Source organism: Methylocystis rosea SV97 (assembly GCF_000372845.1).
Lineage (GTDB): Bacteria > Pseudomonadota > Alphaproteobacteria > Rhizobiales > Beijerinckiaceae > Methylocystis > Methylocystis rosea.
The window spans coordinates 2,541,653-2,565,971 of the sequence record NZ_KB889963.1; the positions used below are offsets into that span (position 1 = coordinate 2,541,653).

Annotated in this window: 20 protein-coding genes and 1 riboswitch; of the genes, 5 read left to right on the plus strand and 15 right to left on the minus strand. The window is 62.9% G+C overall.

The features are described from left to right. Positions 1-21: 21 nt before the first annotated feature. From A3OO_RS0113340 to tsaD, 3 genes are read right to left on the minus strand one after another with little or no spacing between them, the layout of a single operon-like run. The gene (locus A3OO_RS0113340) at positions 22-1,011 is read right to left on the minus strand and encodes an NAD(P)H-dependent glycerol-3-phosphate dehydrogenase (protein WP_018408338.1); all 990 of its coding nucleotides are present in this window, start codon (positions 1,009-1,011) and stop codon (positions 22-24) included. Further along, on the minus strand, positions 1,008-1,559 hold the full coding sequence (locus A3OO_RS0113345; RefSeq protein WP_018408339.1) for a phospholipase D-like domain-containing protein: 552 nt from the start codon (positions 1,557-1,559) through the stop codon (positions 1,008-1,010). Before A3OO_RS0113345 ends, A3OO_RS0113340 begins: the two co-directional genes overlap by 4 nt. A gap of 9 nt (positions 1,560-1,568) precedes the next feature. Then, entirely contained in the window at positions 1,569-2,633 is a 1,065-nt protein-coding gene (tsaD, locus tag A3OO_RS0113350; RefSeq protein WP_018408340.1) for a tRNA (adenosine(37)-N6)-threonylcarbamoyltransferase complex transferase subunit TsaD, read from the minus strand. A gap of 358 nt (positions 2,634-2,991) precedes the next feature. On the opposite strand from tsaD, the gene A3OO_RS0113355 reads away from it, so the two are divergent. From A3OO_RS0113355 to A3OO_RS0113365, 3 genes are all read left to right on the plus strand, one after another. Continuing rightward, positions 2,992-3,444, plus strand: a complete 453-nt coding sequence (locus A3OO_RS0113355; RefSeq protein WP_156824823.1) for a hypothetical protein — start codon at positions 2,992-2,994, stop codon at positions 3,442-3,444. Between the two features lie 167 nt (positions 3,445-3,611). Next, complete coding sequence (gene hemC / locus A3OO_RS0113360; RefSeq protein WP_026222967.1) at positions 3,612-4,541, plus strand: hydroxymethylbilane synthase; 930 nt, start codon at positions 3,612-3,614, stop codon at positions 4,539-4,541. Then, positions 4,538-5,254 (plus strand): uroporphyrinogen-III synthase, encoded by a 717-nt coding sequence (locus A3OO_RS0113365; RefSeq protein WP_018408343.1) that lies wholly within the window; start codon positions 4,538-4,540, stop codon positions 5,252-5,254. The genes hemC and A3OO_RS0113365 overlap by 4 nt, the downstream gene beginning before the upstream one ends. Here the strand turns inward: A3OO_RS0113365 and A3OO_RS0113370 are convergent. The 8 genes from A3OO_RS0113370 to mog form a co-directional block, all read right to left on the minus strand. After that, positions 5,230-6,777: a serine hydrolase gene (locus A3OO_RS0113370; RefSeq protein WP_018408344.1), complete on the minus strand. Its 1,548-nt coding sequence runs from the start codon at positions 6,775-6,777 to the stop codon at positions 5,230-5,232. The genes A3OO_RS0113365 and A3OO_RS0113370 overlap by 25 nt on opposite strands. A 43-nt stretch (positions 6,778-6,820) precedes the next feature. Beyond that, entirely contained in the window at positions 6,821-8,230 is a 1,410-nt protein-coding gene (gene cysG / locus A3OO_RS0113375; protein WP_018408345.1) for a siroheme synthase CysG, read from the minus strand. A 144-nt stretch (positions 8,231-8,374) separates the two neighbouring features. Beyond that, a complete protein-coding gene (locus tag A3OO_RS0113380) occupies positions 8,375-10,876 on the minus strand; it encodes a TonB-dependent receptor (protein ID WP_018408346.1) in 2,502 nt (833 codons plus the stop codon). Between the two features lie 390 nt (positions 10,877-11,266). Next, positions 11,267-11,665, minus strand: coding sequence for a cytochrome c-554 (locus A3OO_RS0113385; protein ID WP_018408347.1), 399 nt, complete (start codon positions 11,663-11,665; stop codon positions 11,267-11,269). Positions 11,666-11,867: 202 nt separating this feature from the next. Continuing rightward, complete coding sequence (locus A3OO_RS0113390; protein WP_018408348.1) at positions 11,868-12,491, minus strand: alpha-ketoglutarate-dependent dioxygenase AlkB family protein; 624 nt, start codon at positions 12,489-12,491, stop codon at positions 11,868-11,870. Between the two features lie 95 nt (positions 12,492-12,586). Next, on the minus strand, positions 12,587-13,210 hold the full coding sequence (locus A3OO_RS0113395) for a 2,3-bisphosphoglycerate-dependent phosphoglycerate mutase (RefSeq protein ID WP_018408349.1): 624 nt from the start codon (positions 13,208-13,210) through the stop codon (positions 12,587-12,589). Between the two features lie 15 nt (positions 13,211-13,225). Then, positions 13,226-14,032: a 4-hydroxy-tetrahydrodipicolinate reductase gene (gene dapB / locus A3OO_RS0113400; protein WP_018408350.1), complete on the minus strand. Its 807-nt coding sequence runs from the start codon at positions 14,030-14,032 to the stop codon at positions 13,226-13,228. A gap of 138 nt (positions 14,033-14,170) precedes the next feature. Continuing rightward, complete coding sequence (mog, locus tag A3OO_RS0113405) at positions 14,171-14,716, minus strand: molybdopterin adenylyltransferase (RefSeq protein WP_018408351.1); 546 nt, start codon at positions 14,714-14,716, stop codon at positions 14,171-14,173. A gap of 342 nt (positions 14,717-15,058) precedes the next feature. Here mog and A3OO_RS0113410 point away from each other — a divergent pair, with 342 nt between their 5' ends. Then, complete coding sequence (locus A3OO_RS0113410; RefSeq protein WP_083909764.1) at positions 15,059-15,478, plus strand: septal ring lytic transglycosylase RlpA family protein; 420 nt, start codon at positions 15,059-15,061, stop codon at positions 15,476-15,478. Positions 15,479-15,642: 164 nt separating this feature from the next. On the opposite strand, the gene A3OO_RS0113415 is transcribed toward A3OO_RS0113410, so the two are convergent. Both A3OO_RS0113415 and thiC read right to left on the minus strand, forming a co-directional pair. Next, positions 15,643-18,645, minus strand: coding sequence for a TIR domain-containing protein (locus A3OO_RS0113415; protein ID WP_018408353.1), 3,003 nt, complete (start codon positions 18,643-18,645; stop codon positions 15,643-15,645). Between the two features lie 276 nt (positions 18,646-18,921). Beyond that, positions 18,922-20,748: a phosphomethylpyrimidine synthase ThiC gene (thiC, locus tag A3OO_RS0113430; protein WP_018408355.1), complete on the minus strand. Its 1,827-nt coding sequence runs from the start codon at positions 20,746-20,748 to the stop codon at positions 18,922-18,924. Positions 20,749-20,847: 99 nt separating this feature from the next. Next, positions 20,848-20,941: riboswitch (TPP riboswitch) on the minus strand. A gap of 392 nt (positions 20,942-21,333) precedes the next feature. Here thiC and A3OO_RS0113435 point away from each other — a divergent pair. Then, the gene (locus tag A3OO_RS0113435) at positions 21,334-22,668 is read left to right on the plus strand and encodes an OmpP1/FadL family transporter (protein ID WP_040573884.1); all 1,335 of its coding nucleotides are present in this window, start codon (positions 21,334-21,336) and stop codon (positions 22,666-22,668) included. Between the two features lie 83 nt (positions 22,669-22,751). On the opposite strand, the gene A3OO_RS0113440 is transcribed toward A3OO_RS0113435, so the two are convergent. Together A3OO_RS0113440 and A3OO_RS0113445 are read right to left on the minus strand one after the other, a co-directional pair. Continuing rightward, positions 22,752-23,132 carry a VOC family protein gene (locus tag A3OO_RS0113440; protein ID WP_018408357.1) on the minus strand — a complete coding sequence of 127 codons (381 nt, stop codon included), beginning with the start codon at positions 23,130-23,132 and terminating at the stop codon, positions 22,752-22,754. 21 nt (positions 23,133-23,153) lie between these two features. Then, positions 23,154-24,296: an Mrp/NBP35 family ATP-binding protein gene (locus A3OO_RS0113445; protein ID WP_018408358.1), complete on the minus strand. Its 1,143-nt coding sequence runs from the start codon at positions 24,294-24,296 to the stop codon at positions 23,154-23,156. Positions 24,297-24,319 lie beyond the last annotated feature (23 nt).

Genomic DNA, 24,319 nt, shown 5'->3' on the forward strand with positions numbered 1-24,319 from the left:
CGTTCGTTGCGGCGCTGACCATCAGTTTTCGGCTTTAAGGGGGCGCATCAGCAGCGCTTCGATGGCGCCGTCAACGCTCAGCCGCGCGGAGAGAATGGAGTCGACGGCTTCAGCGATCGGCAATTCGACGTCATGCGCGCGCGCCATTTCAACTAAGACGCGCGCCGTGAAGGCGCCTTCCGCAAGCTTGCCATGCGTGGCGTCTTCCACCGACTGTCCCTGCCCCAGCGCTTGTCCGAGCGCAAAGTTGCGCGACTGCGCCGATCCGCAGGTGAGCACGAGATCGCCCAATCCGGAAAGCCCCATCAATGTTTCCTGACGCGCGCCCAACGCGCGCCCAAGACGCATCAGTTCGGCAAATCCGCGTGCGATGAGCGCCGCCTGCGCGCTCGCGCCGAGCCCACGGCCGTGGCTCATTCCAGCGGCGATGGCGAGAACGTTTTTCGCTGCGCCGCCGATCTCGGCGCCGCGCACGTCGGTCGAGCGATAAAGCCGAAACGTCTTCGTCGAAAGCTCTTCACTCAAGCGCCGCGCCAGCGTTTCGTCATGCGCCGCGAGAGTCACCGCCGTCGGCAATCCTCTGCACACGTCCGCCGCGAAGCTTGGTCCCGAGAGCACGGCGACATCGACTTGGGGCAGTTCTTCTTTGGCGACTTCGCTCAGGAACATGCGCCGGTCGCGTTCAATGCCCTTGGCGCAAATCACAAAGGCGGCGCGCTCGCGCATATGCGGCCGCGCGGCGCGCGCGGTCATGCGGATCGCTTGTGCGGGCGTGACGGCGAGTACGATGTCCGCCTCACGTACGACGGAAATGTCACTCGTCGGGGCGACGGCTGCGGCAAGCGGCAGACCCGGCAACCGGCGCGTATTCTCGCGGTCGCGCGCCAGGGCGTCGGCGGATTGAGGGTCATGCGCCCATAAGGGCACCCGCGCGCGGCCTTGCGCGGCGACATTGGCGAGGGCGACGCCCCAAGCGCCGGCGCCGAGAACAGCGACAGTCGCGCGCGTCATCGCACGCCGATCCGCTGATTGTCGGGACGCGACCATAGCCTTTCAAAAGTTTGATGAAACCGCGCGGCGGCCTGTGGGCTCTCGATCACGATCAAATCATTGTCCTGATAGATTTCGCCGGAGACGCTGAAATTGGCGGAGCCGCTGCGCAAGACGCGACCGTCCACCTGATATGATTTCAGATGCATCAGATCGCGCGCGCGGCCTTTGCGGCGCACTTCGACGTTCGGGGCGTCGGCGATTTCCTCGATCACAGACGCGCCGCGCCCCATCTCCTCCCCGTCGAGATAGATCCGCACCTTGACGCCGCGCATGGCCGCGCGGCCGAGCGCCGTCGTCAGAGAGCGGTCGGTCAGAACATAGGCGGCCATGTCGATCGAGCGGCGCGCGTCGTTAATCAGCCGCCCATCGACCGCGCCGAAACCGTCGCCGGGCCCGTAGAACACGCGCACGCCCGCGAAGGTCGGCTCCTCGGCGAGCAGTCCGGCCGGCTGCGGCGTTGGCGCAAGCGTCATGGCCGCAAGCGCCGCAGAAAAAAGGAGCCGCATCGAACCGCCCTAGGCCTTGCCGTGGTGTGATCGGCTCGGCGCGGCGTCGAGCGGCCATCGCGGCCGCGGCGCAAAGTCGAGGTCATCGGTCAATCCGCGTTTTAAGCGTTCGAGACCGGTCCAGGCGATGATCGCGCCATTGTCGGCGCACAGCGCCGCTGGCGGCGAAATGAACCGCAGCCCGCTTTCGGCGCAAAGCCGCATGAGCGCGCGGCGAATGGCGCCGTTGGCCGCGACCCCGCCGCCGATCACAAGGCCTTGCGGGGCTCGCCCCTCGCCTGCCGTAAAGAGGCGCACGCCGGAGCGCACCCTGTCCACGATCACGTCGACGATCGCAGCTTGGAAAGAGGCCGCAAGATCCCTGACGTCCTTTTCGCTCAGAGTCGGCAGTCTGAGGATTTCCTGCCGCACCGCGGTCTTGAGGCCAGAGAGGGAAAAGTCGGCCCCTTCCCGGCCAAGCATCGGGCGCGGAAAGTCGAATCGTCGCGCGTCGCCTTCAAGCGCGAGCTTCTCGATCTGCGGTCCCCCGGGATATGGCAGCTCCAGCATTTTGGCGACCTTGTCGAAGGCCTCGCCGGCAGCGTCGTCGACGGTGGAGCCCAGGCGGCGGTAGTCGCCGATGGCCTTCACCGCGACGATTTGCGTGTGCCCGCCGGAGATGAGGAGCGCCAGAAAAGGAAAGTCCAGGCGGTCGGTCAGACGCGCGGTTAGCGCGTGGGCTTCCAAATGATTGACGGCGATGAATGGTTTGCCCAAGGCAAGCGCCATGGCCTTGCCGGCCGTGAGCCCGACGAGAACGCCGCCGATCAGTCCCGGACCAGCCGCGGCGGCGATCCCATCCAGATCTTTCGCCTCGGTCTTGGCCCGCTCCAGCGCGCGTCTGATCAGCCGGTCGAGGACATCGATATGCGCCCGCGCCGCGATTTCCGGAACGACGCCGCCATAGGCGGCGTGGCGGGCGATTTGGCTCAACACCTCATTGGAAAGGATCTCTCCGCCTTCGCCGCCCAGCCGCTCCGAGACGACCGCGACCGCGGTCTCATCGCAAGTGGTTTCAATGCCCAAAACGCGCATGCGAACTCCCTGCGCAAGAAAGCCGCGCCGTTGAACTTCTCAGCGGCGGAACGGAGCTTATACCGCCGTACGGCGGGAAGTTCGAAAATTGTGATTGGAAAAGGGTTTACACCAATCATTCTTAGCTGTTTCGTCAAATTCACGTATAATAATGCAACGCTAAAGATAGTTCCATTAAATTTCTAAGAATTCGTTGACGTCCCTCTTGACACGATCTCGATAGATACAAGTTGGCACTGCAGATCGTTGCTTCCCCGACGACGCCATATCTTGAGCTTAATAGAATTATGGCTAAGGCGAAGAGGTAATTAGCGTCCAGGTTGAGGTTGCTGTCGGTCTAAACTGTATGGAGGTGAAAATGGCGTCGAACAAAATTAAGGCCTTGGCGTTTACGTCCGCGATTGCAATGACGGCCGTGATCGGCTCCACGAGCATCGCCGAGGCGAGGCATTACTGCCGTGCCCATTACGGCTGGCATCGCCACTGCGGCGGAACCAACTGGGGTTACGCGCGTCCGGTGCGCAGCTATTGGGGCTACGCGGCGCGACCCACCTATTGGGGTTCGGCGTATCGTCCGATGCGCTACTCCCGCTGCTACCGTCCGGGCTATTATGGCTATTCTGGCGCCGGCTATGGCTCCACTTGGCCGACCTATGGCAGTTCGTATGGTTGGGGCGGAAGCCCGGGCTATTACGGCTATGGCGGCGGTGGCCTGCTTGGCGCAGGATTGGGCGGTCTCGGCGCCGGCGTTGGCGCGGGCATTGGCCTCGGCGCAGGTCTCGGAAGCGGCCTGTTTGGTGGTTGGTGGTGATCAGTTTAGCAATCCGCCGGGCCGCGTAGAGTTCGCCCGCGGAGCTAAAAAAGAGCGTCCGCTCCGACGAGCGGACGCTCGCTTTTTGAGGAGTTCGGTCGCCGCGTTCGTTCCGCTTGCGCCTCGCGCGTTCCCGCCTATAGTCGCGCGGATAACGGCGGCGGATAATGACTTCTTCCCCTCCCCTTCGCATTGGAACACGCGGCAGTCCGCTCGCCCTCGCCCAGACCCATATGGTCCGCGATGCGCTGATGCGCGCCCATGGCGGAAGCGAATCGGATTTTCCGATCGAGATCATCCGCACGACGGGCGACCAGATCCAGGATCGGCCTCTGTCTGAATCAGGAGGCAAGGGGCTCTTCACCAAAGAGCTCGATTCAGCGCTCATCGCGGGGACGATTGATCTCGCCGTGCATTCCTCGAAGGATCTGCCGACGCACTTGCCGAGCGAAATCATCATCGCCGGCTATCTGCCGCGAGAGGATGCGCGCGACGCCTGGATATCGCGCGGCGGTCTCGCGCTCGATGCGCTTCCCGCAGGCGCCGTCGTCGGAACCGCCTCGCTGCGCCGCGCCGCGCAGGTGAAGCGCCGGCGACCCGACCTTGTGACGACGCTGCTTCGCGGCAATGTCGAGACTCGCCTGAAGAAAGTTGAGAATGGGGAGATCGACGCGACCCTCCTCGCGGTCGCGGGGTTGAAGCGGCTGGGTCTCGCCGATCGCGCGACGGCGCTGCTTTCCTTGGAAGAGTTTCCCCCCGCTTGCGGACAGGGCGCAATCGGCCTCACGCGGCGGGCCGGCGACGACGCCACGCGCGATCTGCTCGCGCCGCTCTTCGACGAAGCCACCGGCTTCGCGCTCATCGCCGAACGCGCCTTCCTTGCGGCGCTCGATGGGTCCTGCCGCACGCCGATCGCCGGCCATGCGCAGGTTCACGGCGCCGAACTGTCCTTCGTCGGCGAGGTGCTCAGAGCCGACGGCGCGGAAGCCTATGTCGTGCGCCGCCGGGGCCTCGCCATCGACGCCGCGCTGATCGGCGCGGACGCCGGCAAGGAAATTCTGCTGCGCCTGCCGCATGGCGTCGCGGGGCTTATGTGAATCTTGTCTTGGTGCTGCGCGCGGCTGAAGACGCCGCGCGCACCGCGGGGAAGCTGCAGGCGCTGGATTGTGCAGCCGTGCTCTCGCCGATGCTGGAGTTCGTGGCCACGGACGCTGTCATTCCCCATGGGGACTATGACGCCGTCATCGTGACCAGCGCGAAAGGCGTCGAGTTCGCAGGCGATGCGCGCCAGTTCAGAGCGGTGCCGCTGCACGCCGTTGGCGAGAAAACCGCCGAAGCGGCGCGCGCGCTTGGCTTCCACCCAGATATCGTCGCCGGGAACGCCGAGGCCATTCTTCCGCATCTTCTCGAGCGCTATCGGCGTCCGACGCATTTCCTTTATCTGGCCGGGCGCGACCGACAGCCGATTCTGGAGGCTGGCCTGCGCGCCGCCGGCCACGAGGTCCACACGGTCGAAGTTTACGAAGCGCGGGCGGCTCGGGAGCTGACCGCAGAGGCCGTATCCGACATCGCCGCACGGCGCGTCACCGCCGTCCTGCACTATTCCCAGCGCAGCGCGGAAATCTTCCTGCAACTCGCGCAGTCCGCCGGCCTCGCCGAGGCATTGCACGACATGACGCATGTCGCGCTGTCGGAACATGTCGCGGCGCCGCTTCGAAAACTCGGCTTGCAGACGCTTGTCGCGGCAAAGCCGGATGAGGAAAATCTTCTGTCGCTTCTATCGATTCAGCTGCGCACGAAAACGCCCTGACCGTTCGCGTTGAAATAGTCGATGACGACAGACATCGCCTTTTCGCCGCTACGAGAAAACCTTACCGGACTGACCCCGCTGGCGTTTTCTCCCGGAGGCTGAAAGGTGAAAATGTCGCCTGAATAGTGACGCAGCGGATAGGGCGTGGGCGTCGGCCCCAGCGTCAGCGAAAGCCCGTCGGCCGTTTCGACGACCCCGATGGGTCCGTAAAGCTCATTGCGGTAGGCACCGACATATGCCGCGCGCGACGCGCGCGCCGGCGCACTGGCGAGCGGCTTCGCGTAATCGGCGTCTCGACCGTATGCGGGGACCGCCATCTGCGCAAAAGCCTCGCCAAAGAGCGCGAGCCAGTCCCGTTCGATCGTCCCCGTCAGGACGATATCGAGGAAGCTGCGGCAAATCGTTTCTGGCGCGCCGACCGGCGCGGAATTGCTGAGCACGACAATGCCGAATCGCTCGGCCGGCATGACATAGACGCAGGTCGAAGCGCCAAGAGAGAATGCGCCCGAATGGCTCCAGCGCACCCGCGCCGGGCCGCCAAAGTCAATGTCCCAGCCAAGACCGTAAAAGGTTGGTCCTCGCATTGGGTCATGGGCCGGTCCCGTGGCGATCTGCGGGAAATGTGTGTCTGCGAGCGCCTCCGGCTTGACGATCTCGCGGCCGTCGAGGGCGCCGCGTCCGAGCTGCATCCTTACCCATGTCGCCATGTCGCGGACGGACGCCGACGCGCCGCCCGCCGGCGCCTGGGCGTCGGGATCGCGCTGTTCGCCGACGACCCATCTGTCGCCGCGACGCACATGGCCGAATGCGCGGTTCCTGCGCGCGGCGAAATCGGCGTGGCGCGAACTGGCGTTCGCCATTCCAAGCGGCCTGTAGAGATGTTCGTCGCAAATGTCTTCCCAGGACTTGCCTGCAGCTTTCGCCGCCGCGAAACCCGCCGCCGAAAACCCCATATTGTTGTAGGCGTAGTGCGTGCGAAAGCTGGTGTCCGGTTTGATGTAGCGCAGCCGGCGAATGATTTCGTTGCGGTCGTAACCGATATCTTCGACAAGATCGCCGGCATGGTCGGGTAGTCCGCTGCGATGGCAAAACATGTCGCGCAGCGTGATCTCGCGCGTGACCCACGGATCGCTCATCGCGAAATCCGGCAGGCTCCGCACGATCGGATGATCCCACGAAACGACGCCCTCTCCGACGAGGCTCGCGACAGCCGTCGTAGAGAGTGGTTTGGAAAGCGAAGCGAGCTGGAAGACCGTGTCGGCGTCGACGCGTTCGGCCGCGCCAGCGCGACGAACGCCGAATCCTTTCAAATAGAGCACGCGATCGGGCGAAACGACGGCGACCGACATCCCCGGCACGCCGGTTTTTCTCATGACGTCGACGACGAGCCCGTTGAGTTCGTTCAGATGTTTTTGGGTTGGCTCGCGAACGGGCGACGGTTTGGAGTTCTGTTTGGCGAGCGCTGGGGGGGACAGCAAGCCGAGCCCCGACGCAAGCAGAGCGGATCGTCTCGTGAAGGCCATATCGCTTCTCCGCTCGCGCCTGTTCGCCAACAATAGCGCTGAATCAGTTCTCCGCCAGCGCCCAGCCGATCAGCACCATCACCGGCCCAACAATGGTCTGTTCAGCCGCTTTTGACGGCAAATCCGCGATCGTGCCCCTGACCACCCGCTCTTGCGGCGTGGAAGCGCGTTCGATGAGGAAGGCGGGCGTATCATGCGACATGCCCTCCTGCAGCAGACGACGCGACAATTCCGGCAGCGTGCGGTTGCCCATATAGACGGCCGTCGTAGCGCGTTCGTCGGCGAGCGCGCCCCAATCGAAGTCTTCGGGAAATTCGCCGTCCTTCGTGTGCGCGGTGATGAATTGCAAACGCCGTGCCGTCTCCCGGCTCGTGAGCGATGCGCCGATCGCAGCGCCGCCGGCGCAGGCGGCGGTCACGCCGGGCACGATCTCTATGGAGAAGCCTGCTTCGCGCAGCGCGGCGATTTCCTCGTTGGCGCGGCCGAAAATGAGCGGATCGCCGCCCTTCAGCCGCACGACGTTCTTTCCCTCCCGCGCGAGTTCGACCAGCAGACCGCTGATTTCCTCCTGGCGCACCGAGGGCGCGTAGCCGCGCTTGCCGACATTGATCCGCGTCGCTTCGCGACGGGCGAGATCGAGAATGCTCGCCGGAACCAGGTCGTCGAAGAGCACGACGTCGGCGCCGGCGAGCGCGCGCATGCCCTTCAGCGTCAGCAGTTCCGGATCGCCGGGCCCTGCCCCGACGAGCGTGACGCGTCCGCGCGCCGTGGCCTTGGCGCCGGCGCGCGCCTCTTCGATCAGCGCCGCGCGGTCGTCCTCTTGCGGCGCGCGCTCGATGTCGCGGAAGGCGAGCCGCGTGAAGCGGCGCCAGAAATCGCGCCGGGCCAGAAAGTCGAGTCCGGACGTGCGCACGAACGGCCGCCAGGCCTGCGCCGCGCGCGCCCAGGCCTGGAATGTCGCGGGCACCAGCGTCTCGATCCGGCCGCGCACCGCCTGGGCGAAAACCGGCGATGCGCCGCCCGTCGAGACCCCGATCACGAGCGGCGAGCGGTTGACGATGGCGCCCATAATGAAATCGCAGAGCGCGGGCCGATCGGCGAGATTGATCGGCACGCCGGCCGCGCGCGCCCACTGATGGGCCTGACGCGCGAGCGAGTCGTCCTCCACCGCGCCCAGCGCCATCGCCGCGCCGGCGAAATCTTCCGGCGCGACGGCGCGCGGATGGATGGAGACATTGTCGCGCGCCGCTCCGATCTCGCGAAGCTTGTCACAGGGCGCCGGCGCAAAAACGTCTACCCGCGCGCCGGTCGCGGCCGCCAAATCGACCTTCCAGGCCGCCGCTTCGCCGCCGCCAATGACCAGCACGCGACGCCCCGCAAGGGCGTAGAACACCGGCAGAGTCGCCAGCGGCTGCATCAGATCGGCGGATATTTCGTCGGGTTTGCGGGTCACGGCGCCCTAGGTGCAGGACCAGCGGGCGCGGCGCAAGAGCTTTAAGCCGGCGCCGCACGCGTGTGCGGCTTCGAGAGTGCGGACTTTCACGGGCGCCAAGGGAGGCCATGCAAGCCAATCCGCGGTCCGGCAATGTTTCGCAGGCTAGAACCTCGCATTGACAGTGACATAGGCCGAGCGCGGGGCGCCGGGCATGATGTTGTTGTTGTTGTGCGCCGAGGCGTAGTAGTAGGCGCCGGTGAGGTTCTCGATGTTGAGCTGGCCGGAGATGTTTTCCGTCACCTTCACAAAAAGCGCGCCGTCAACGCGCGCGTAACCGGGCACGATCACCCTGTTGTCGAGAGACGGGTAGAAGCTCGAAGCGTAGATCACGCCGGCGCCCAATCCGAGAACGCCGGGACCCCCGCCAACGAACGACGATAAATCGTAACGGTTCCAGTACGAGAAAGTGTTTCTCGGGACCGACGGATTAACCTTGCCGACATCCGTCAGGAAGGGCTGCCGCGGATTGAAGGCGGCATCGGTCGACACCACGCGCGCGTCCTGGTGTCCGTATCCAAGCGAGACCTGCCATTCGTCGGTCACATTGCCGGTGAGTCCCAGTTCGGCGCCTTGCGTGCGCGTATTGGCGAGAACGGAGGTCAGCGCAGTCAGCGTCAACGCCTGATTCGAACGGTTCAGTTGATAAATCGCGCCAGTGAACAGCAGCGTCGGCAGGAGCTGCGCCTTAAAGCCGAACTCGATATTTTCGAAGCCCTGCGGCGCCAGACTCGCGGCCGACCTCGGCAGCTGATTGAACTGATCGCCCGACTGCGGCAGGAACGAGCGCGAATAGGTTCCGTATAAGGAGACGATCTCCACGGGTTTGAAAATCAGACCGAATCTCGGCGACCACTTGTTATCGAGGCGGCTCTGGTTTTCGAAGGTGATCCCGTCGTTGAACCTCATATGGAAGCTGTCGAACCGTACGCCTGCGAGAACATCGAAATATTTGGTCACCTCGATCTGGTCCTGGACATAGCCAGAGCCAATGTCGAGGTTCGTGTTCCAGCGCCGCGTCGCCGTATCAAAGTAGTTGTCGAAGAAGACCGGAGCGTAAACCGTCGGAGCCCAGAACGGAGTCGTCAGCCTTCGCGGCCCATTGAACGGATTGTTGAACCGCGAGATGTCTCTTCCCGTAAAAGACCATTGATTGCCGAACTCCGCGCCCACGAGCATCAAGTGGCGGATCTCGGGCGTCATCTCGAATTTATAGGTCAAGTCCGTCTGGTTGAAGATATTGCGTCGCGGCGTCGGCGCGAGGTAGCCGTCGAGTCTCGCGACGCCAACCGGCGTGATCGTGATCGGGCTTAGCCCGTTCAGCGCCGGATTGAGTTGTTGCGACAACTGCCCCAGCGTCTGATCGGGGAATGTGTTCTGATATAGCTTGTCGTAATTCGCCCAGGCGAGCTGATTGCGGATGTTCAACCCGAACTCAGTCGTATGATCGATGACGAGAGCGGCGCGGTCCATGTTGATTCTGGCGTAGTTCACGTCCCGCACGGTTGGATTGCCGACGCCGAAGAAAGCCGAACGCGGGGTTGGCAGCGGATAGCCCGGATAAATGTTCTCGCCGAGGAACTGGAACCCGCCGAATGACGGCACGCCGCGATCCACCGTGCGGCGATCGCGAAAATGCTCGTAATTGAAAAGCACGAAGGTGTTCTCGAAAGGCTTCCATGACAGCGCCGGATTGACGCCCCAGCGCTCGAGCTTGTCGAAGTCGCGATAGCCGTAGGAATGTTCGTAGAGGGCGTTGAGACGCACGGCGATCGTGTCGGTGATCGCCCGCCCGAAGTCGGCGGTGACGCGCTTGCGGCCGAAGCTGCCGGTGACGAACCGAAGATCGTTTATCGTTTCGCCGTCGGCCTTCTTGGTCACGCGGTTGACGACGCCGCCGCCGCCGCCGCGGCCGAAGATCAGCGCGCTCGGGCCTTTGAGCACTTCGACCGCCTGAATGTTGTAGAGATCGCGATAATATTCCGCGTCGTCGCGCACGCCGTCGATGTAGAAATCCGCTGTCGTATTTTGCCCGCGAATGGTGATCTGGTCGCGGTTACGCTCGCCCTGCGCCACCGTGACGCCGGGAACGTACGCCAGCGCATTTTCCAGGGCGAGACTGTTGCGATCGTCGAGCTGCTGTCGTGTCAGGACCGTGACCGACTGCGGTATGTTGAGTATCGGCGTGTTGGTCTTCGTCGCGGTTGAAATTCTCCCTGCGAAGTAGCCATGAACGTCGGTCGGGTTACGGCCGACATTGGCGACAGCCGCAGCGAAGGCCGCGCTGCCCGCGCCGGTCGAGGCCGCTCCGACAGTCCCGCTCGAAACGGTAGCCCCTGTGACCAAGCCGGAGCGCACGGGCGCGACCCGAGCGCTGCGTCGTGCGCCTCCAACGTCTATGGGCGGCAACTTTTGGGCGCCGCTCGCGGAGCGCGCCTGCGAAGCGACAGGTTTCGGCTTCGCCTGCGCGACCGCACGGGGTTTCTCCGGCGGCGCCTCGACTCGTATCGGTGGCAGGGGCCCGGACTGGGACTGCGCAAAAGCGGGAGGCGCCGGCGTCAGCGCGGCGGCAAGAGTCAGGGCGCCGACCGAAGCCGCGCCTGTCATCCGGTCAAACGCCCCAGCAAGGGAGGAGAGCGTCTGTAATGACAGGGATTGTTTCTGAGCCATGTCTGCCCCTTCCGCGCGGTTCAAGACGCGACTAGGCAATGGTTAAGGTTTGTCATTAAAAACTGTCAATTACGACAACGACATAGAATGGAATGCTTCCAAGTAATGTTTCCGATTGTAACGGAGTGTTGCTGAATTACGACATTAAAGCGATTTTTAGCTGGAACTCTTTCAAAGATTAAATCGTCACTTTTATTGACTGTTGTATTTTAGACACAGCGTGAACCTTGCGTCTCGCGCCTGATTCGTCTCCTCACGCAAGAGCGCAACAAAAAAGGCGGCCCTGAGAACAGGACCGCCAAAAACGTCATGTCAGATGAAGCGCGCTTACTTCTTCTTGCCGTCGGGGCCGAACTGAACAAGATAGGCCCACACGTTCTCCTGGTCTGCATCGTTGGGCAGGCCCTGGAAGATCATCTTGGTGCCGGGGATCTTGGCCTTGGGATTCTTGATGAACTCCTTGAAGCTGGCCTCGTCCCAGACGATGCCGGAATTCTTGTCAGCCTCGGAATAGTTGTAGCCCTCGACGGAGCCCGCCTTGCGGCCGTCGAGGCCGTTGAGCTGTGGCGCGACGGCGTTCTTGGCGGTTTCACCGACCTGATGGCAGGCTTTGCACTTCGCGAAGATTTTTTCGCCCGCAGCTGGATCGCCAGCGGCGAGAGCCTGGCCGGCGGATGCGGCGAAAGCGACGCTCGCGGCGAACGTCAGCAGGGAAATTGTCTTCATCCTTGTTCCTTTCCTCTTCCCGGCGTTCGCGTCGCGCCCGCCCTTTTTAAAATGCGCCCGGCCAAATACGGCGCCTCGCCGGCGCTCTTTAGACCGGTTGGAAACTACAACGAAGCCGGCGTTCAAGACAACTACGCCGGAGTTTACGTGCACTGCTCGGGACATTATCCCGGAAGCGGTGAACGCCCGCTGAACCCGAAACTTAAGTAACGCGCCGAAGCGTCAGATTGACGCGCACGCCAAGCGCCGCGAGCGCCGGCGGCAGAGTCGCCCCAATCGTCGGCAATATCCTGTCGACGCCGTGGTAGCGCATCCTGGCGGGTCCGGAGAGGACGAGCGCGTCTCCGGACGATAGCGTCAGGGCGATCGCGCGATCGCCGCGCCGCGTTCCGCCGAGCTTAAAGCGGCAGTCGGCGCCAAGCGACAAAGAGAGAATCGGCGCGGCGAAATCGGATTCATCCTTATCCTGATGGAGGCCCATGCGCGCCGTTGCGTCATAGACATTCACCAGACAGGCTTCAGGCGGCTTGTGGTAATGCGCGAGTTCGTTCCACAATTCGAGAAGCCTTTGCGGCATCGCCGGCCAGGGGTTCGCGGTCTGGGGATGGCGCGGCTCGTAGCGGTAGCCCCGTTCCTTATCGCTGACCCAGCCGAGCGCGCCGCAATTCGTCATTCGCACCGACATAGGGGCGCCGGTCTTCGGCATGGTCGAGACATAGAGAGGCGCGGCGGCGATGACCTCGGCGATCTCTTCAGCCAGGGCCGTCTGCGCCGCAGCGTCGAGAAAGCTCGGATAATGGAACGCGCCGGGCGCGATTTCAGACATGAAGCGAGATGTGGCGCCGAACGGGCGTTTCGTCCATCAATGCCGGACGCCGCCTGCGAACGCGAGCGAGAACAGAGCGGCTGAGCAGAACTGCGCTAAGCCAACACCGTCTTCGACGCCACCGTCGAATCGGCGTTGAGCTGATAGATGATCGGAACGCCGGTCGTGAGCTCGAGGGTCGTCACGCTCTCGGGCGTCATCTGTTCCAACACCATGCAGAGCGCGCGCAGCGAATTGCCATGCGCCGCGACCAGCGCCCGTTCGCCGCGCATCACGGGGGGCAGAATGCGCTGGACATAGAAGGGCACGACCCGCGCGACGGTGTCCTTCAGGCTCTCGCCGCCTGGGGGCGGCACGTCATAGGAGCGGCGCCAAAGATGCACCTGCTCTTCGCCCCATTTGTCGCGCGCCTCGTCCTTATTGAGCCCGGAAAGATCGCCGTAATGGCGCTCGTTCAACGCGCGATCCTTGATGGTCGGGACGTTCGTCTGGCCCAGCTCCTCAAAAATGAGATCGATCGTGTGTTGCGCGCGCAGCAAAGCGGAAGTGAAGCCGACGCTGAACAGAATATCCCGCTTCTTCAGCTCGCGGCCGGCGCGGCGCGCCTCTTCGATGCCGAGCGGCGTCAAATCGGGGTTTTTCCACCCAGTGAAAAGGTTTTTGGCGTTCCACTCGCTTTGACCGTGACGTACCAGAACGAGAGTGCGATTCATGCTCATAAGTTCTCGTCGATATCAGGCGCCGGAAAGGCCAAGCACGTCGGCCATCGAGTAAAGCCCCGGGGCCTTCTCGCGGGTCCATAGCGCCGCGGCCAGGGCGCCGCGGGCGAACACGCCCCGATCCTCGGCGCGGTGCGAGAATTCGATGCGCTCGCCGGCCCCGGCGAAGACGACCGTGTGATCGCCGACGACCGTGCCGCCGCGCAGGCTCGCAAATCCGATCTCGCCGATCCGCCGCGGACCTGTCAAACCATCGCGCCCACGCGCGCTGTTCTCGCCGAGATCGATTCCGCGACCGTGCGCGACCGCCTCGCCGAGCAGCAGCGCCGTTCCTGATGGCGCATCGACCTTGAGGCGGTGATGCATTTCGACGATCTCGGCGTCCCAAGCCGGTCCAAGCGCACGCGCCGCGCGTTCGACCAGCACGGCGAGGAGATTGACGCCGAGGCTCATATTGCCGGAACGCACGATCGCCGTTTCGCGCGCGCATTCGGCGATGGCGGCCAGATCTTCCTGAGACAGTCCGGTCGTGCCGATAATGTGCGCCACCCGCGCGCGCGCCGCCGCCCGAGCCATTTCCACGCTGTTGCTCGGAGACGAAAAGTCGACGATCGCGTCAGCGTCGCCGAGGGCGGCGCCGACGTCACTCGTGATCGGCACGCCGTTCGGCGCGCCGCCGCCGCTATCGGCGCCGAGCGCCGCGGAGCCGGGACGCTCCAAAGCGGCAGTCAGTCGGACGCCCAAAGTATCGGGTATGATCTGGGTCAGCATACGGCCCATGCGGCCCGCCGCGCCGACTACCACCAAACGCAGTTCGTTCATGTTCAGTCGCCCTCGCCTCCCGCAGCTTAGCGGCTTCGATTCGGTTTTCCTGACGCGCCATTTTCCTATACAGGCGAGGCGCCTCGATGAGAAGCGCGCAGCTTGGACCCGGGCGTCTGAAGCTGCCCGAACGGGCGGTTATTTGGGTTTGGGACGGAAGCTTTTGACGCGCGCCGGATCGGTCTCGACATAGGCCGCGCCGATGAGATCGAGGCAGTACGGCACCGCGGGCATGACGGCGTCGAGACAGAGTTCGATCGCCCTTGGCTTGCCCGGAAGATTGATCACCAGACATTTGCCGCGATGGGCGGCCAATTGTCGCGACAGGATCGCCGTTGGCGTCTGCGCCAGGGAGACCTGCCGCATCAGCTCGCCAAAGCCAGGCAGTTCGCGCGGGCAGGCCGCGAGCGTCGCCTCGGGCGTGAGATCGCGGGGGCTCGGGCCTGTGCCGCCGGTCGTGACGATGAGGTCGCAGCCGACAGTATCGGCCAGGTCGATAAGCGTATCGCGCACGCTTTCAAGCCCATCGGGGATGATCCGCCTCTCGATGCGGAAGGGCGTCGTCAGCGCGGCGCGTAGATAGGCCTCGATCGCCGGACCGCTCTCATCTTCATAGACGCCGGCGCTGGCGCGATCGGAGGCGGTGACGACGCCGATGATCGCGGCGCGCTTTTCGTCTGTCATTGGCGAGACTCCCCGGCGCGCATATTTGCCGCCTCTGCTCGCTCTTGTCACTCCCCGTCGCCGCAGCGCTTAAGCTAGTATAGACTGCACAGATATCGCGCAAAATGCAACTATGAAAAGACATATAGCGACATACAATCGAATAAAGCTACTAAATATCGAGAATATTATACGATGAGACGAACATATAAGCCTTGCTATTGGCAACACATATTTTGCCACAATTCACAATTAACTAATTTGTCTTCGCCTCCATTCAGACGGATGGAAACTGTGCGCTTGACGAAGCGATCGAGCTCGTCGGCATCCTTCACGCATTGTGCGTAAGCGGAGCAATCCTGAATGAATCGTATCTGTGGCGTACTGACGATCCTTGGACTGATGACAGCGCCGGCTCTGGCGCACCACGCCTCTCGCCAATCCTCGCGCCACGCCTCGCATCACGCGGAGGCTTCGCAGGGCTTCACCGCCCATGCGTCATTCTACGGCGGCGGCCCGCGCCGCTACGAACCCAACAGCCACACCGCCAATGGCGAACTCTTCAACATGTGGGACCTGACGGCCGCCCACCGCACCCTGCCGATGGGCACGCGTCTGCGCCTGACCTACGCCGGGCGTTCGGTGGTCGTGCGCATTAATGACCGCGGACCGGCGGTCTGGACGGGGCGCAGCCTCGACGTGTCGCGCGGCGCGGCGACCCAGCTCGGCCTCATCGAACGCGGCACCGGACAGGTGCGCGTGGAGGTCCTCGGAAAGAGCTAAGAACATCGCGCGTAACCCTCTCCCATCGGGAGAGGGTCGGACCGAAGGTCCGGGGTGAGGGGTTTCACGCCAAATGAAGAGGCGGCGACCCCTCACCCGGCGGCCTTCGGCGTCCACCCTCTCCCGATGGGAGAGGGTTACACGCTACGTCAGTCTCGGCGCCCTTATTTGCGCGCCAGCGCGCGCAGCGCCGCTTCGGCGTCCTCCAGCTCTTCCTTGCGCCGCCAATAGCCGCATTCTTCGATGAGCCGCCGCGCTTCGGCGAGGTCGCGCGCGGGCGAGTCCCACGGATAGTTTTCCGGCCGCTTGGCATAGAGACCGAACAGCCGCGCGCGATGGAGATGAATGTCAGCGAGATGAAGCTTCATCGGCCCGCGCTCGGCGATGTCGTAAGCCTCGTCGAGATCTTCCCGCGCGCCGGCGAAATCGTCGGTGACGGCGCGATAAAGGGCGCGGGTCAGAAAGCCGTGCGGCTGAAGTGTCCTTTCGCCCGCTTGGAGCAGTCCATTTACCGCCGCGTCAATATGCGCGCCGTCAGGCGCCGCGCCGCGCAACATCGCCGCATACCCCCCCGCGGGGGTGAGGTGGCCGAGGGCGATATCGAGTCGATTGAGGGAGCCTGCCAACATAATATTCAGCGCGGTTTCTCCGCGATGCGCAACTTCCTCGCACGCGTCGAGCAGCTGGTCAGAAATCTCCGCACCCTCATTGATAGCGGAGTGAAGCAATCCAGGAACCGCACCACCACTCTGTATTGCTTCGCCTTCGGCTCGCGATGACCGCGGGTTTTGCGAGTCCCCCGGCTCGCTGGCGCAGGGCAAAAGAACGCGTTTCCACACCGCGCGCTCGGAAGGCCCCAGCAGCAGGTCACAATAGCGAAAACCCAACATCGAATAGTACGTCCTGATTTCCTCCTGCGTCCCATCGACTTTTTCGAATAGCGCTCTCGCTGCGTCGCCAAAGCCTTGCTGGTGCAGGTCTTCGGCATGCGTTGAAGTGCAGACAACGCGTGTAATCGTGTCGTGGCTGCGGTCGGCATAGTCGACGCTCGAAGCGCCTGCTTGCACTGCCGCCTCGATATCACCCAGCGTCAGCGCTACTTCACTGATATTGTTTGCGGAAACGGCGGCATTTCGCCAATCTTGCTGTTCGACGCGCATTGCGAGCGCCGTCTCCATCGAACGCAGCGCCTCGCGCAGCCGCCCAAGCGGGCGCAGGCGATTACCTGCTTCGGCCAATAGCCAAGCCTGATCGGCCTGCGCTAGATTGGGCGATAGCCACGTCCAGGGTGAGTCGAAAAAACAGGCGACCGCGCCGAGATCGGCGCCCATGGCGTCGAGTTTTTTCCAACTGTAGAAGCCGTCCGGTCCAGTTCCGCGCAGAATGCGACGGTAATAAACCTCATCGCAGGCCTCCTGCTGAAAGCCCGCCTGACAGCCATGCGCCACGGCCTGATAGAGCGGGCGTAGATCGTCGAGCGTCGGCGCCTCCTTCTTGTCCGTCTCCGTCGCGCAAAGATGCTCGTATAGCCTCTTATGCGCCGCCTTCCACCCATCGGGATTTTTCTCGCGTAACTCTTTCTCGAAATATTCCCGCAGCAGCGGATGCGCGTCGAGTGAGACCAGCGCGCCGCCCTCGCGATTGACGGTGAGAAGCTTTGCATCTTCCAGTCGCTGGATCGCGATGTTGCGATGCGCCTCGCTGAGACCGACGATCGACTCAGTCAGCCCTTTAATCTCCGGCCCTCTCCAAAGGGCGCGAAGGCAACCGAAATCGGCCGGACGATCGAAAAGCCCCATGAGGCGTAGCATGCCGAGCGCACGCCGGCCGCCTTTGTCGTGCTCGAACCATCGCACATAGGCCGCCATCGCGCGAAAGGCATGGCCACCCTGCCCTTCCTCATCCGCTTCGGCGAGGTTGAACAGATCGCGCTTGCGAATGTCGCCGCCATGCGCATCGCGCAAATAGCCGCCGATCAGGGTCAAGGTCAGCGCATGGCCCTTGGCTTCTTCCGAAAGTTCTTCGCGCTCTTTCTGCGTGCCGACGACGCCGAGCATATTGAGAAGATGCGCGCCAGCTTCTTTTGACAGGCGCTTGAGGTCATGTTCCGGTGCGTTGGTGCTTCGATAGGCTCTCAGGTTGGGGATCGAGTGGCGCGTGGTGACAAGGCAGAGGCCTTTGCCGTTGGCCGCAAGCGCCTTGAGCAACGCGGCCATGGCGTCATCCTTGAGTTCTCCAGGAGGCTGCCACGTCGGCGGATATTGCAGCGGCTCCAACCCGTCGAGAATGAGCAGCGTGCGCTTCTCGCCGATCAATCTCGCGAGGCGCTTCGCCTTTTCGACGGCGCCTTCGCCCTCTTTCGATGCCTCGCCAAAGAATTTCAGCGCCTCAGCGAGAAAGAGATCTGAATCGCCGGCGTAATTGTCGCGCGTTCCCTGGCTATAGAATGACCAGGTGAAAGCCGCGTCACAATCCGACCAGCCGTCAATTTGCTTTCGCACGGCCCAGTCAGCGACGAGCGAGGTCTTGCCCTCGCCGCCCATCGCGACGAAGCTGAGCACGCGCGGTCGCTTTGCCTCCCCGCGAACGGCGGCGGCCCATGCGTCGTCGATCATCTTCGTTTCCGCCTCGCGGCCGATGAGACTTTCCGGCGCGTAGCTGTCGATGCGGGAGATGTCGTAAGAATTTGGCGCGCTTACTGGCGAGAATGCTGCCCGCTCGCCACTGGCCGCTCCGCGATTGATGCACAAGCGTTCGTAGATGCGCTCCACGACATAAGCGGCAGGATGTTTCTTGAAGTCGATGACGCCATCGCCATCGTAAATTCCCAGTTCCGAATAGTCGTCCTCGAAACCGTAGCGCAACAGCATGATGCGTTGCGAATCCGCTGTTGCAATCAGTTGCTTGATCGCACGCCATTCGAGGCGGCACCAACGTTTTTGCTTGTACTCTGGACAAAGGAAGATAGCGACGAGTTCCGATTGCGTCCGGTACAGGTTCGGAAGATAGGTATCCAGATCGAGCCGCGCGAATTCCGCCGCACACCAATCGTCGTAGAGCACGCGATTCTTGCTCAAGATGGCGGCGAGCTTGGTCGCGACTTCCTCGACATAGGGGCGGTGCTCACCCGGGAACGAAAGCCCTATATCAAATCGGCGGTCGGACATTAAATTGTGTCCTGAAAACGATGTGCGACGAAAGCATAGTTCTACTATTTGGTCGCGCAATCCCTTCTCGCACGAGTGAGAGATGAGCGACGGCATCTGGAAACTTGCGTGGCCCCTTCAGAAGCACTTCCTCACCCTGAGGAGCCGCCGCAGGCGCGTCTCGAAGGACGAGGAAGTCTTTCCCTCGTGATTTTTACCTTCCCCTCGTCCTTCGAGATGCCGCTTCGCGGGCTCCTCAGGATGAGGGGAAGGAAGGAGCAGCTTTCGTAGACCACCCTACTTCGCCTCGACGTATATGCTGGCGCCCTTTTCCAAAAATTCCGCGCTCTTTTCGGCCATGCCTTTTTGGCGTTCGATCTCTTTCGCCTCCTCGCGCAGATCGCGCGTGATCTGCATCGAGCAGAATTTCGGCCCGCACATCGAGCAGAAATGCGCGACCTTATGCGCCTCTTTCGGCAGCGTCGCGTCGTGGAATTCGCGCGCCGTGTCGGGATCGAGTCCGATCTCGAACTGATCCTCCCAGCGGAAGTCGAAACGCGCGCGGCTCATCGCGTCGTCACGTTCGCGCGCCGCCGGATGGCCCTTGGCGAGATCGGCGGCATGCGCCGCGATGCGATAGGTGATGACGCCGGTTTTCACATCGTCGCGATCCGGCAGGCCGAGATGTTCTTTCGGCGTGACGTAACAGAGCATCGACGTGCCGAACCAACCGATCATCGCGGCGCCGATGCCTGACGTGATGTGATCGTAGCCCGGCGCAATGTCAGTGACGAGCGGGCCGAGCGTATAAAAAGGCGCTTCGCCGCAGACTTTGAGCTGCTTGTCCATATTGGCTTTGATCTTGTGCATCGGCACATGGCCGGGGCCTTCGATCATCACCTGACAGCCCTTGTCCCAGGCGATCTTCGTCAATTCGCCAAGCGTCTCCAGCTCCGCGAATTGCGCCGCGTCATTGGCGTCGGCGTTGCAGCCGGGGCGCAGACCGTCGCCGAGCGAAAAGGACACGTCATATTTGCGCATGATGTCGCAAATCTCGTCGAAACGCTCGTAGAGGAAGCTCTCCTTGTGCTTCGACAGGCACCAGCGTGCCATGATCGAGCCGCCGCGCGAGACGATGCCGGTGACGCGATTGGCGGTCAGCGGCACATAGGCGAGGCGCACGCCGGCGTGGATGGTGAAGTAATCGACCCCCTGCTCCGCCTGTTCGATCAGCGTGTCTTTAAAAACTTCCCAGTCGAGCTTCAGCGCGTCGCCGCCGACCTTTTCCAGCGCCTGATAGATCGGCACGGTGCCGATCGGCACGGAGGCGTTGCGAATGATCCAGTCGCGGATGTTGTGAATGTTGCGGCCGGTGGAGAGGTCCATCACCGTGTCGGCGCCCCAGCGGATCGCCCACACCATCTTTTCGACTTCTTCCGCGACCGAAGAGGTGACGGCCGAATTGCCGATGTTGGCGTTGACCTTCACGAGGAAATTGCGGCCGATGATGACCGGCTCCAATTCAGGGTGATTGATATTCGCCGGAATGATGGCGCGGCCGCGCGAGACTTCCTCGCGCACGAATTCAGGCGTGACGAATTCCGGAATAGAGGCGCCGAAGCTCTCGCCATCGGCGATGCGTTCTTTCGCGACCTCCAGCGCGCGCTCTCGGCAAAGGTTCTCGCGATGCGCGACATAAATCATTTCTTCGGTAATGATCCCCGCGCGGGCGAACTCGAGCTGAGTGACGGGGCTGGCGCCGGCCGCTCGATGTAGCCTGCGCTCGGCCGGACACGACGGCACCAGACGCTCGCCTTCAGCGAAGCCATTGTCTTCTGGCTTGATGCCACGTCCCTGATAGGGCTCGAGTCCTGCGCGCGCCGTAAGCCAGGGTCGCGCAGAGGGAAGCCCCGCGGAAAGGTCGGGCGTAAAGGAGGCGCAGGTATAGGGTCCTGACGGGTCATAGACTCGAAGCGGCGGCTCGCCCGAAGACGGGTCCAACGGGATCTCGCGGCAAGGCACGCGAATGTCGTCGCGGCCCTTGGGCGAGGAATAGACCTTGCGCGATTTTCCGATCGGCCCAGTGGTGACGCTCGCCGGCATGCGCTTGTCGTGGATGTTCATGATCGCGCTCCTTCATCACGCTTCTTCAAGGGAAGCGGACGCTGAGTCAGGAAGACGAAGGAGGGATGCGCTATCATAGCGTCGACGCGGGCGCGCCGTTCGCTCTTTCGCTGGCCTTCCCTACGCCGGCATGACCCGGATCAGGTTCGACGGGTGCTTCTCAGCCGCGCTAGCGGCGCCCCTCGCCATTATGGAAAAATTACCGCGTTCCCGCGCGTGTCGCAAGTTTCGCGCGGCGAAACCGGCAAATAGCGTCTGGCCCCGCTGAGCCTAGACGCTGACAATTTAGAATTTCCAGCCCTATGGAAGCCTGGAGCGGTGCTATTGAATACGGGCCAACGCGCGGTCGAAGCCCCGTCCCGCATTTGGCGACGATTGCTCCCCTTGTCCGACGCGACGTGAAAAAGCGCTTGTGTTGCAAAGACGTAACAGGCGGACGAAATCTGTGCCCGTGAAGCGATATTTACGCCGCAAGATCGACGTGTCTGCTAATTGTAAAGCAACGTAAACATGCGTCGGTTCGCCGCGACGGCGAAGACAGCCCGTCGCCTGGATGAGGAATATTGCGCTTCGGGACTCGCCCCAATGAAAAACATTGTTTCGCGCGCCTTCCTGTTCACATTGACGGCCATCTCAGCGCTCGCGCCATCCTTCTCCTTTGCCGCCGACGGTTTTTTTGCGACGGGATACGGCCCGCGGCAGAGAGCGCTTGCCGGCGCCAGCGTGGCCGATGGCCGGGACGGCATGGCCGCTTCGGTCAATCCCGCGTCGATTGTCGGCCTTGACCGGCAGTTTGCGTTTGGCGTCGCCGCCAATCTTGCGTATCGCGGTTACCGCACCGAAGGACTTCCGAGGCTCATCGCGGCGGGCGACGTGCGCAGCGGCCGTCCATGGACGCCAATCCCCAACTCGGGCAACATTCGCCCGATCGACGCCGACTCCGCGTGGAGCTTTGTCACCTATTCGAATGGCGGCATCAACAGCGCCTATGACGTGAGGCATGCTCGGCCGCCGCTGGGTGGACCGTTCGGCGGCGGCTTCGTTGGCCTAGACCTGAGACAAGCCTTCGCCAGCGTCGATTATGCGCGTCGCTTCCACACGGCGATCGGCCCGATCACGATTGGTCTCGCGCCGACGATCGCGGTGCAAATGTTGAACGTTCAGGGCGTGAAGACGTTCGCGCCCTTTTCAATAAATCAGTGGGAGATGTCAGACATGGGGTTTGACTGGTCCTACGGCGGCGGCTTTCGCTTAGGGTTGCTGTGGGGAATTACGGACAGCCTGCGCTTCGGCTTTTCCGGCTCGACGCCCATGTGGATGTCGCGTTTCGACAAATATTCGGGTCTTCTCGGCGGCCAGGGCAGTTTCGACATCCCCGCCCAATTGCAGGCCGGATTCGCCTACGACATCTTGCCCAACCTTACGCTCATGGCGGATTGGCGACATGTCTTCTATTCCGCCGTTCCCTCTTTAGGCAATTCCAACGCGCCCCTGTTCGTGCGCTCGCTCGGCGACAGCGCCGGCATCAATATGAAGGATACGGATTCGGCATCCTTCGCCGCCGAGTGGCGCGCGACGCCGACGCTGGCGCTTCGCCTCGGTTATCATTACGCCACCAGCTCGCTGATTTCGCGTTCGTTGAACTTTGCGGTGCTCTCGCCGAGCGTGAACCGGCATCATCTCGGAGGCGGTTTCAACTACGCGATTACAAAAAACTCGTCATTTGATTTTTCCGTCCTTTGGGCTTTCAAGAATTCCGTATCCGCCTTTGAGGCGATCCCGCAGTCAGCAGGGCGGCCTTTTGGCGGATTCAATCCCGCCGCGACAATCAATGTGTGGGCCTATGGCGGCGCATTTTCAGTCGGCTACAATTACAAGTTCGACCAGGGGGACGATTCCTGGTTCCCGACGCATTTCTGAGCTCCCTGACGGCCGGCGTTGATCGGCCCGCCTGGCGCGCCTCCCTAAAAGGAGGCGCGATTTTTTTAACGGATGCGCCCTCTCTATTCGACTCGGGTGGCGATCCACCAGGTTGTGCCGCCGGCATCCTTGACGCCGCCGCGTTTGTCTTCGTCGTGTTTCTGCACGGGCGCCTGAACAGACGCCGCGCCAGCCTGCAGCGCGCGCGCGTAAGTTTCGTCCACCGAGGGCACATAGACGTGGACATGCGCTTCGATCGCGGGCCATTGCGGGGCAGCGTCGGCGAGCATGACGACAGTATCGTCGATGCGCGCCTCCGCATGCATCAATCTCCCATTCGCATCAGGAAAGGTTCGAAGCACGGTGGCGTCGAAAACGGCCTGAAGGAATTTGATCGTCGCGGAGGCGTCGGCGACGACCAAATAGGGAGAGACGCTGTTTTGTCCTGAGGGCTTGAAGGACATTCAAATCAACCTTCGTCAGTTTCAGCCAACGACGATCTTTGGCGCAGCGCGCTGTTTTTGCGTTTCGAGCAACGCTTTCACCTTCGCCGCGAGATTGAGATAGACCGCGGCCTGCGGGCTGTCGGGCTCGGCGCCCACGACGGGACTCCCGGCGTCCGAGGTTTGACGGATCTTGATGTCGAGCGGCGCCTCGCCAAGAAAAGGCACGCCCATCTGTTCGGCGTCGTGGCGCGCGCCGCCATGCGCGAAAATTTCCGAGCGGCCGCCGCAGTGCGGGCACAGGAAGTAGCTCATATTTTCAATGACGCCGAGAATCGGCGCCTCGACTTTCTGGAACATCGACACGGCGCGCCGCGCGTCGATCAGCGCCAGATCCTGCGGCGTCGAGACGATCACCGCGCCGGCGAGCGGAACCTGCTGCGCGATGGTGAGCTGAACGTCGCCGGTGCCGGGCGGCATGTCGATGACCAGCGCGTCGAGCTCTCCCCAGGCGACTTCGCCGAGCATCTGCGAAATCGCCTGCGACACCATCGGCCCGCGCCAGACCATCGGCACGTTCTCGTCGACAAGAAAACCCATCGACATGATCTTCACGCCATAGGCTTCGAGCGGCGCGAGCTTGCCGCCTTCGACCTTAGGTTTGCCAGTTAGGCCGAAAAGCCGCGGCATCGAGGGGCCATAGACGTCGGCGTCAAGCAGGCCGACGCGCCAGCCCTGAGCGGCGAGGCCGAGCGCGAGATTGGCCGACGTCGTCGACTTGCCGACGCCGCCCTTGCCCGAGGCGACGGCGATAATGAAGCGGATTTTTTCGAGCGCCGGAATTCCGGCTTTTTGCTGAGGCGGCGGCGCGCCAGGCCCAGGCGCATGGGCATGCGCATGGCCATGAGCATGAGCTTGAGCCCGAGGCGCCGGAGCCTCGGGGCGCGCGGCGCGTTCAGCGGTCAAGGTCACGATCGCCTGCTCGATGCCGGGCGCCGCCTTGATCGCGCGCTCGGCCGCGACACGCGCCGCCTCCCAGGCCTGCGTCTGGCTCGGATCGCCGGCCAGTGAAACGAAGGCTTTGGCGCCCGATAGATTGACGCCGCTTACCGCGCCGGCGAGCGGCGCTCCGCCCGGGCCGTAGAGCCCCTCCAGAGCCTTCAAAATGTCAGCTTCCGTCGCCACGCGCCCGCTCCTTGCCTGTTTAG

Bases quoted from the DNA above. Each gene is read 5' to 3' on its own strand.
- A3OO_RS0113340 (WP_018408338.1), bottom strand. From the start codon at position 1,011: ATGACGCGCGCGACTGTCGCTGTTCTCGGCGCCGGCGCTTGGGGCGTC.
- A3OO_RS0113345 (WP_018408339.1), bottom strand. From the start codon at position 1,559: ATGCGGCTCCTTTTTTCTGCGGCGCTTGCGGCCATGACGCTTGCGCCA.
- tsaD (WP_018408340.1), bottom strand. From the start codon at position 2,633: ATGCGCGTTTTGGGCATTGAAACCACTTGCGATGAGACCGCGGTCGCG.
- A3OO_RS0113355 (WP_156824823.1), top strand. From the start codon at position 2,992: ATGGCGTCGAACAAAATTAAGGCCTTGGCGTTTACGTCCGCGATTGCA.
- hemC (WP_026222967.1), top strand. From the start codon at position 3,612: ATGACTTCTTCCCCTCCCCTTCGCATTGGAACACGCGGCAGTCCGCTC.
- A3OO_RS0113370 (WP_018408344.1), bottom strand. From the start codon at position 6,777: ATGGCCTTCACGAGACGATCCGCTCTGCTTGCGTCGGGGCTCGGCTTG.
- A3OO_RS0113380 (WP_018408346.1), bottom strand. From the start codon at position 10,876: ATGACAGGCGCGGCTTCGGTCGGCGCCCTGACTCTTGCCGCCGCGCTG.
- A3OO_RS0113385 (WP_018408347.1), bottom strand. From the start codon at position 11,665: ATGAAGACAATTTCCCTGCTGACGTTCGCCGCGAGCGTCGCTTTCGCC.
- A3OO_RS0113390 (WP_018408348.1), bottom strand. From the start codon at position 12,491: ATGTCTGAAATCGCGCCCGGCGCGTTCCATTATCCGAGCTTTCTCGAC.
- A3OO_RS0113395 (WP_018408349.1), bottom strand. From the start codon at position 13,210: ATGAGCATGAATCGCACTCTCGTTCTGGTACGTCACGGTCAAAGCGAG.
- dapB (WP_018408350.1), bottom strand. From the start codon at position 14,032: ATGAACGAACTGCGTTTGGTGGTAGTCGGCGCGGCGGGCCGCATGGGC.
- mog (WP_018408351.1), bottom strand. From the start codon at position 14,716: ATGACAGACGAAAAGCGCGCCGCGATCATCGGCGTCGTCACCGCCTCC.
- A3OO_RS0113410 (WP_083909764.1), top strand. From the start codon at position 15,059: ATGAATCGTATCTGTGGCGTACTGACGATCCTTGGACTGATGACAGCG.
- A3OO_RS0113415 (WP_018408353.1), bottom strand. From the start codon at position 18,645: ATGTCCGACCGCCGATTTGATATAGGGCTTTCGTTCCCGGGTGAGCAC.
- thiC (WP_018408355.1), bottom strand. From the start codon at position 20,748: ATGAACATCCACGACAAGCGCATGCCGGCGAGCGTCACCACTGGGCCG.
- A3OO_RS0113435 (WP_040573884.1), top strand. From the start codon at position 21,334: ATGAAAAACATTGTTTCGCGCGCCTTCCTGTTCACATTGACGGCCATC.
- A3OO_RS0113440 (WP_018408357.1), bottom strand. From the start codon at position 23,132: ATGTCCTTCAAGCCCTCAGGACAAAACAGCGTCTCTCCCTATTTGGTC.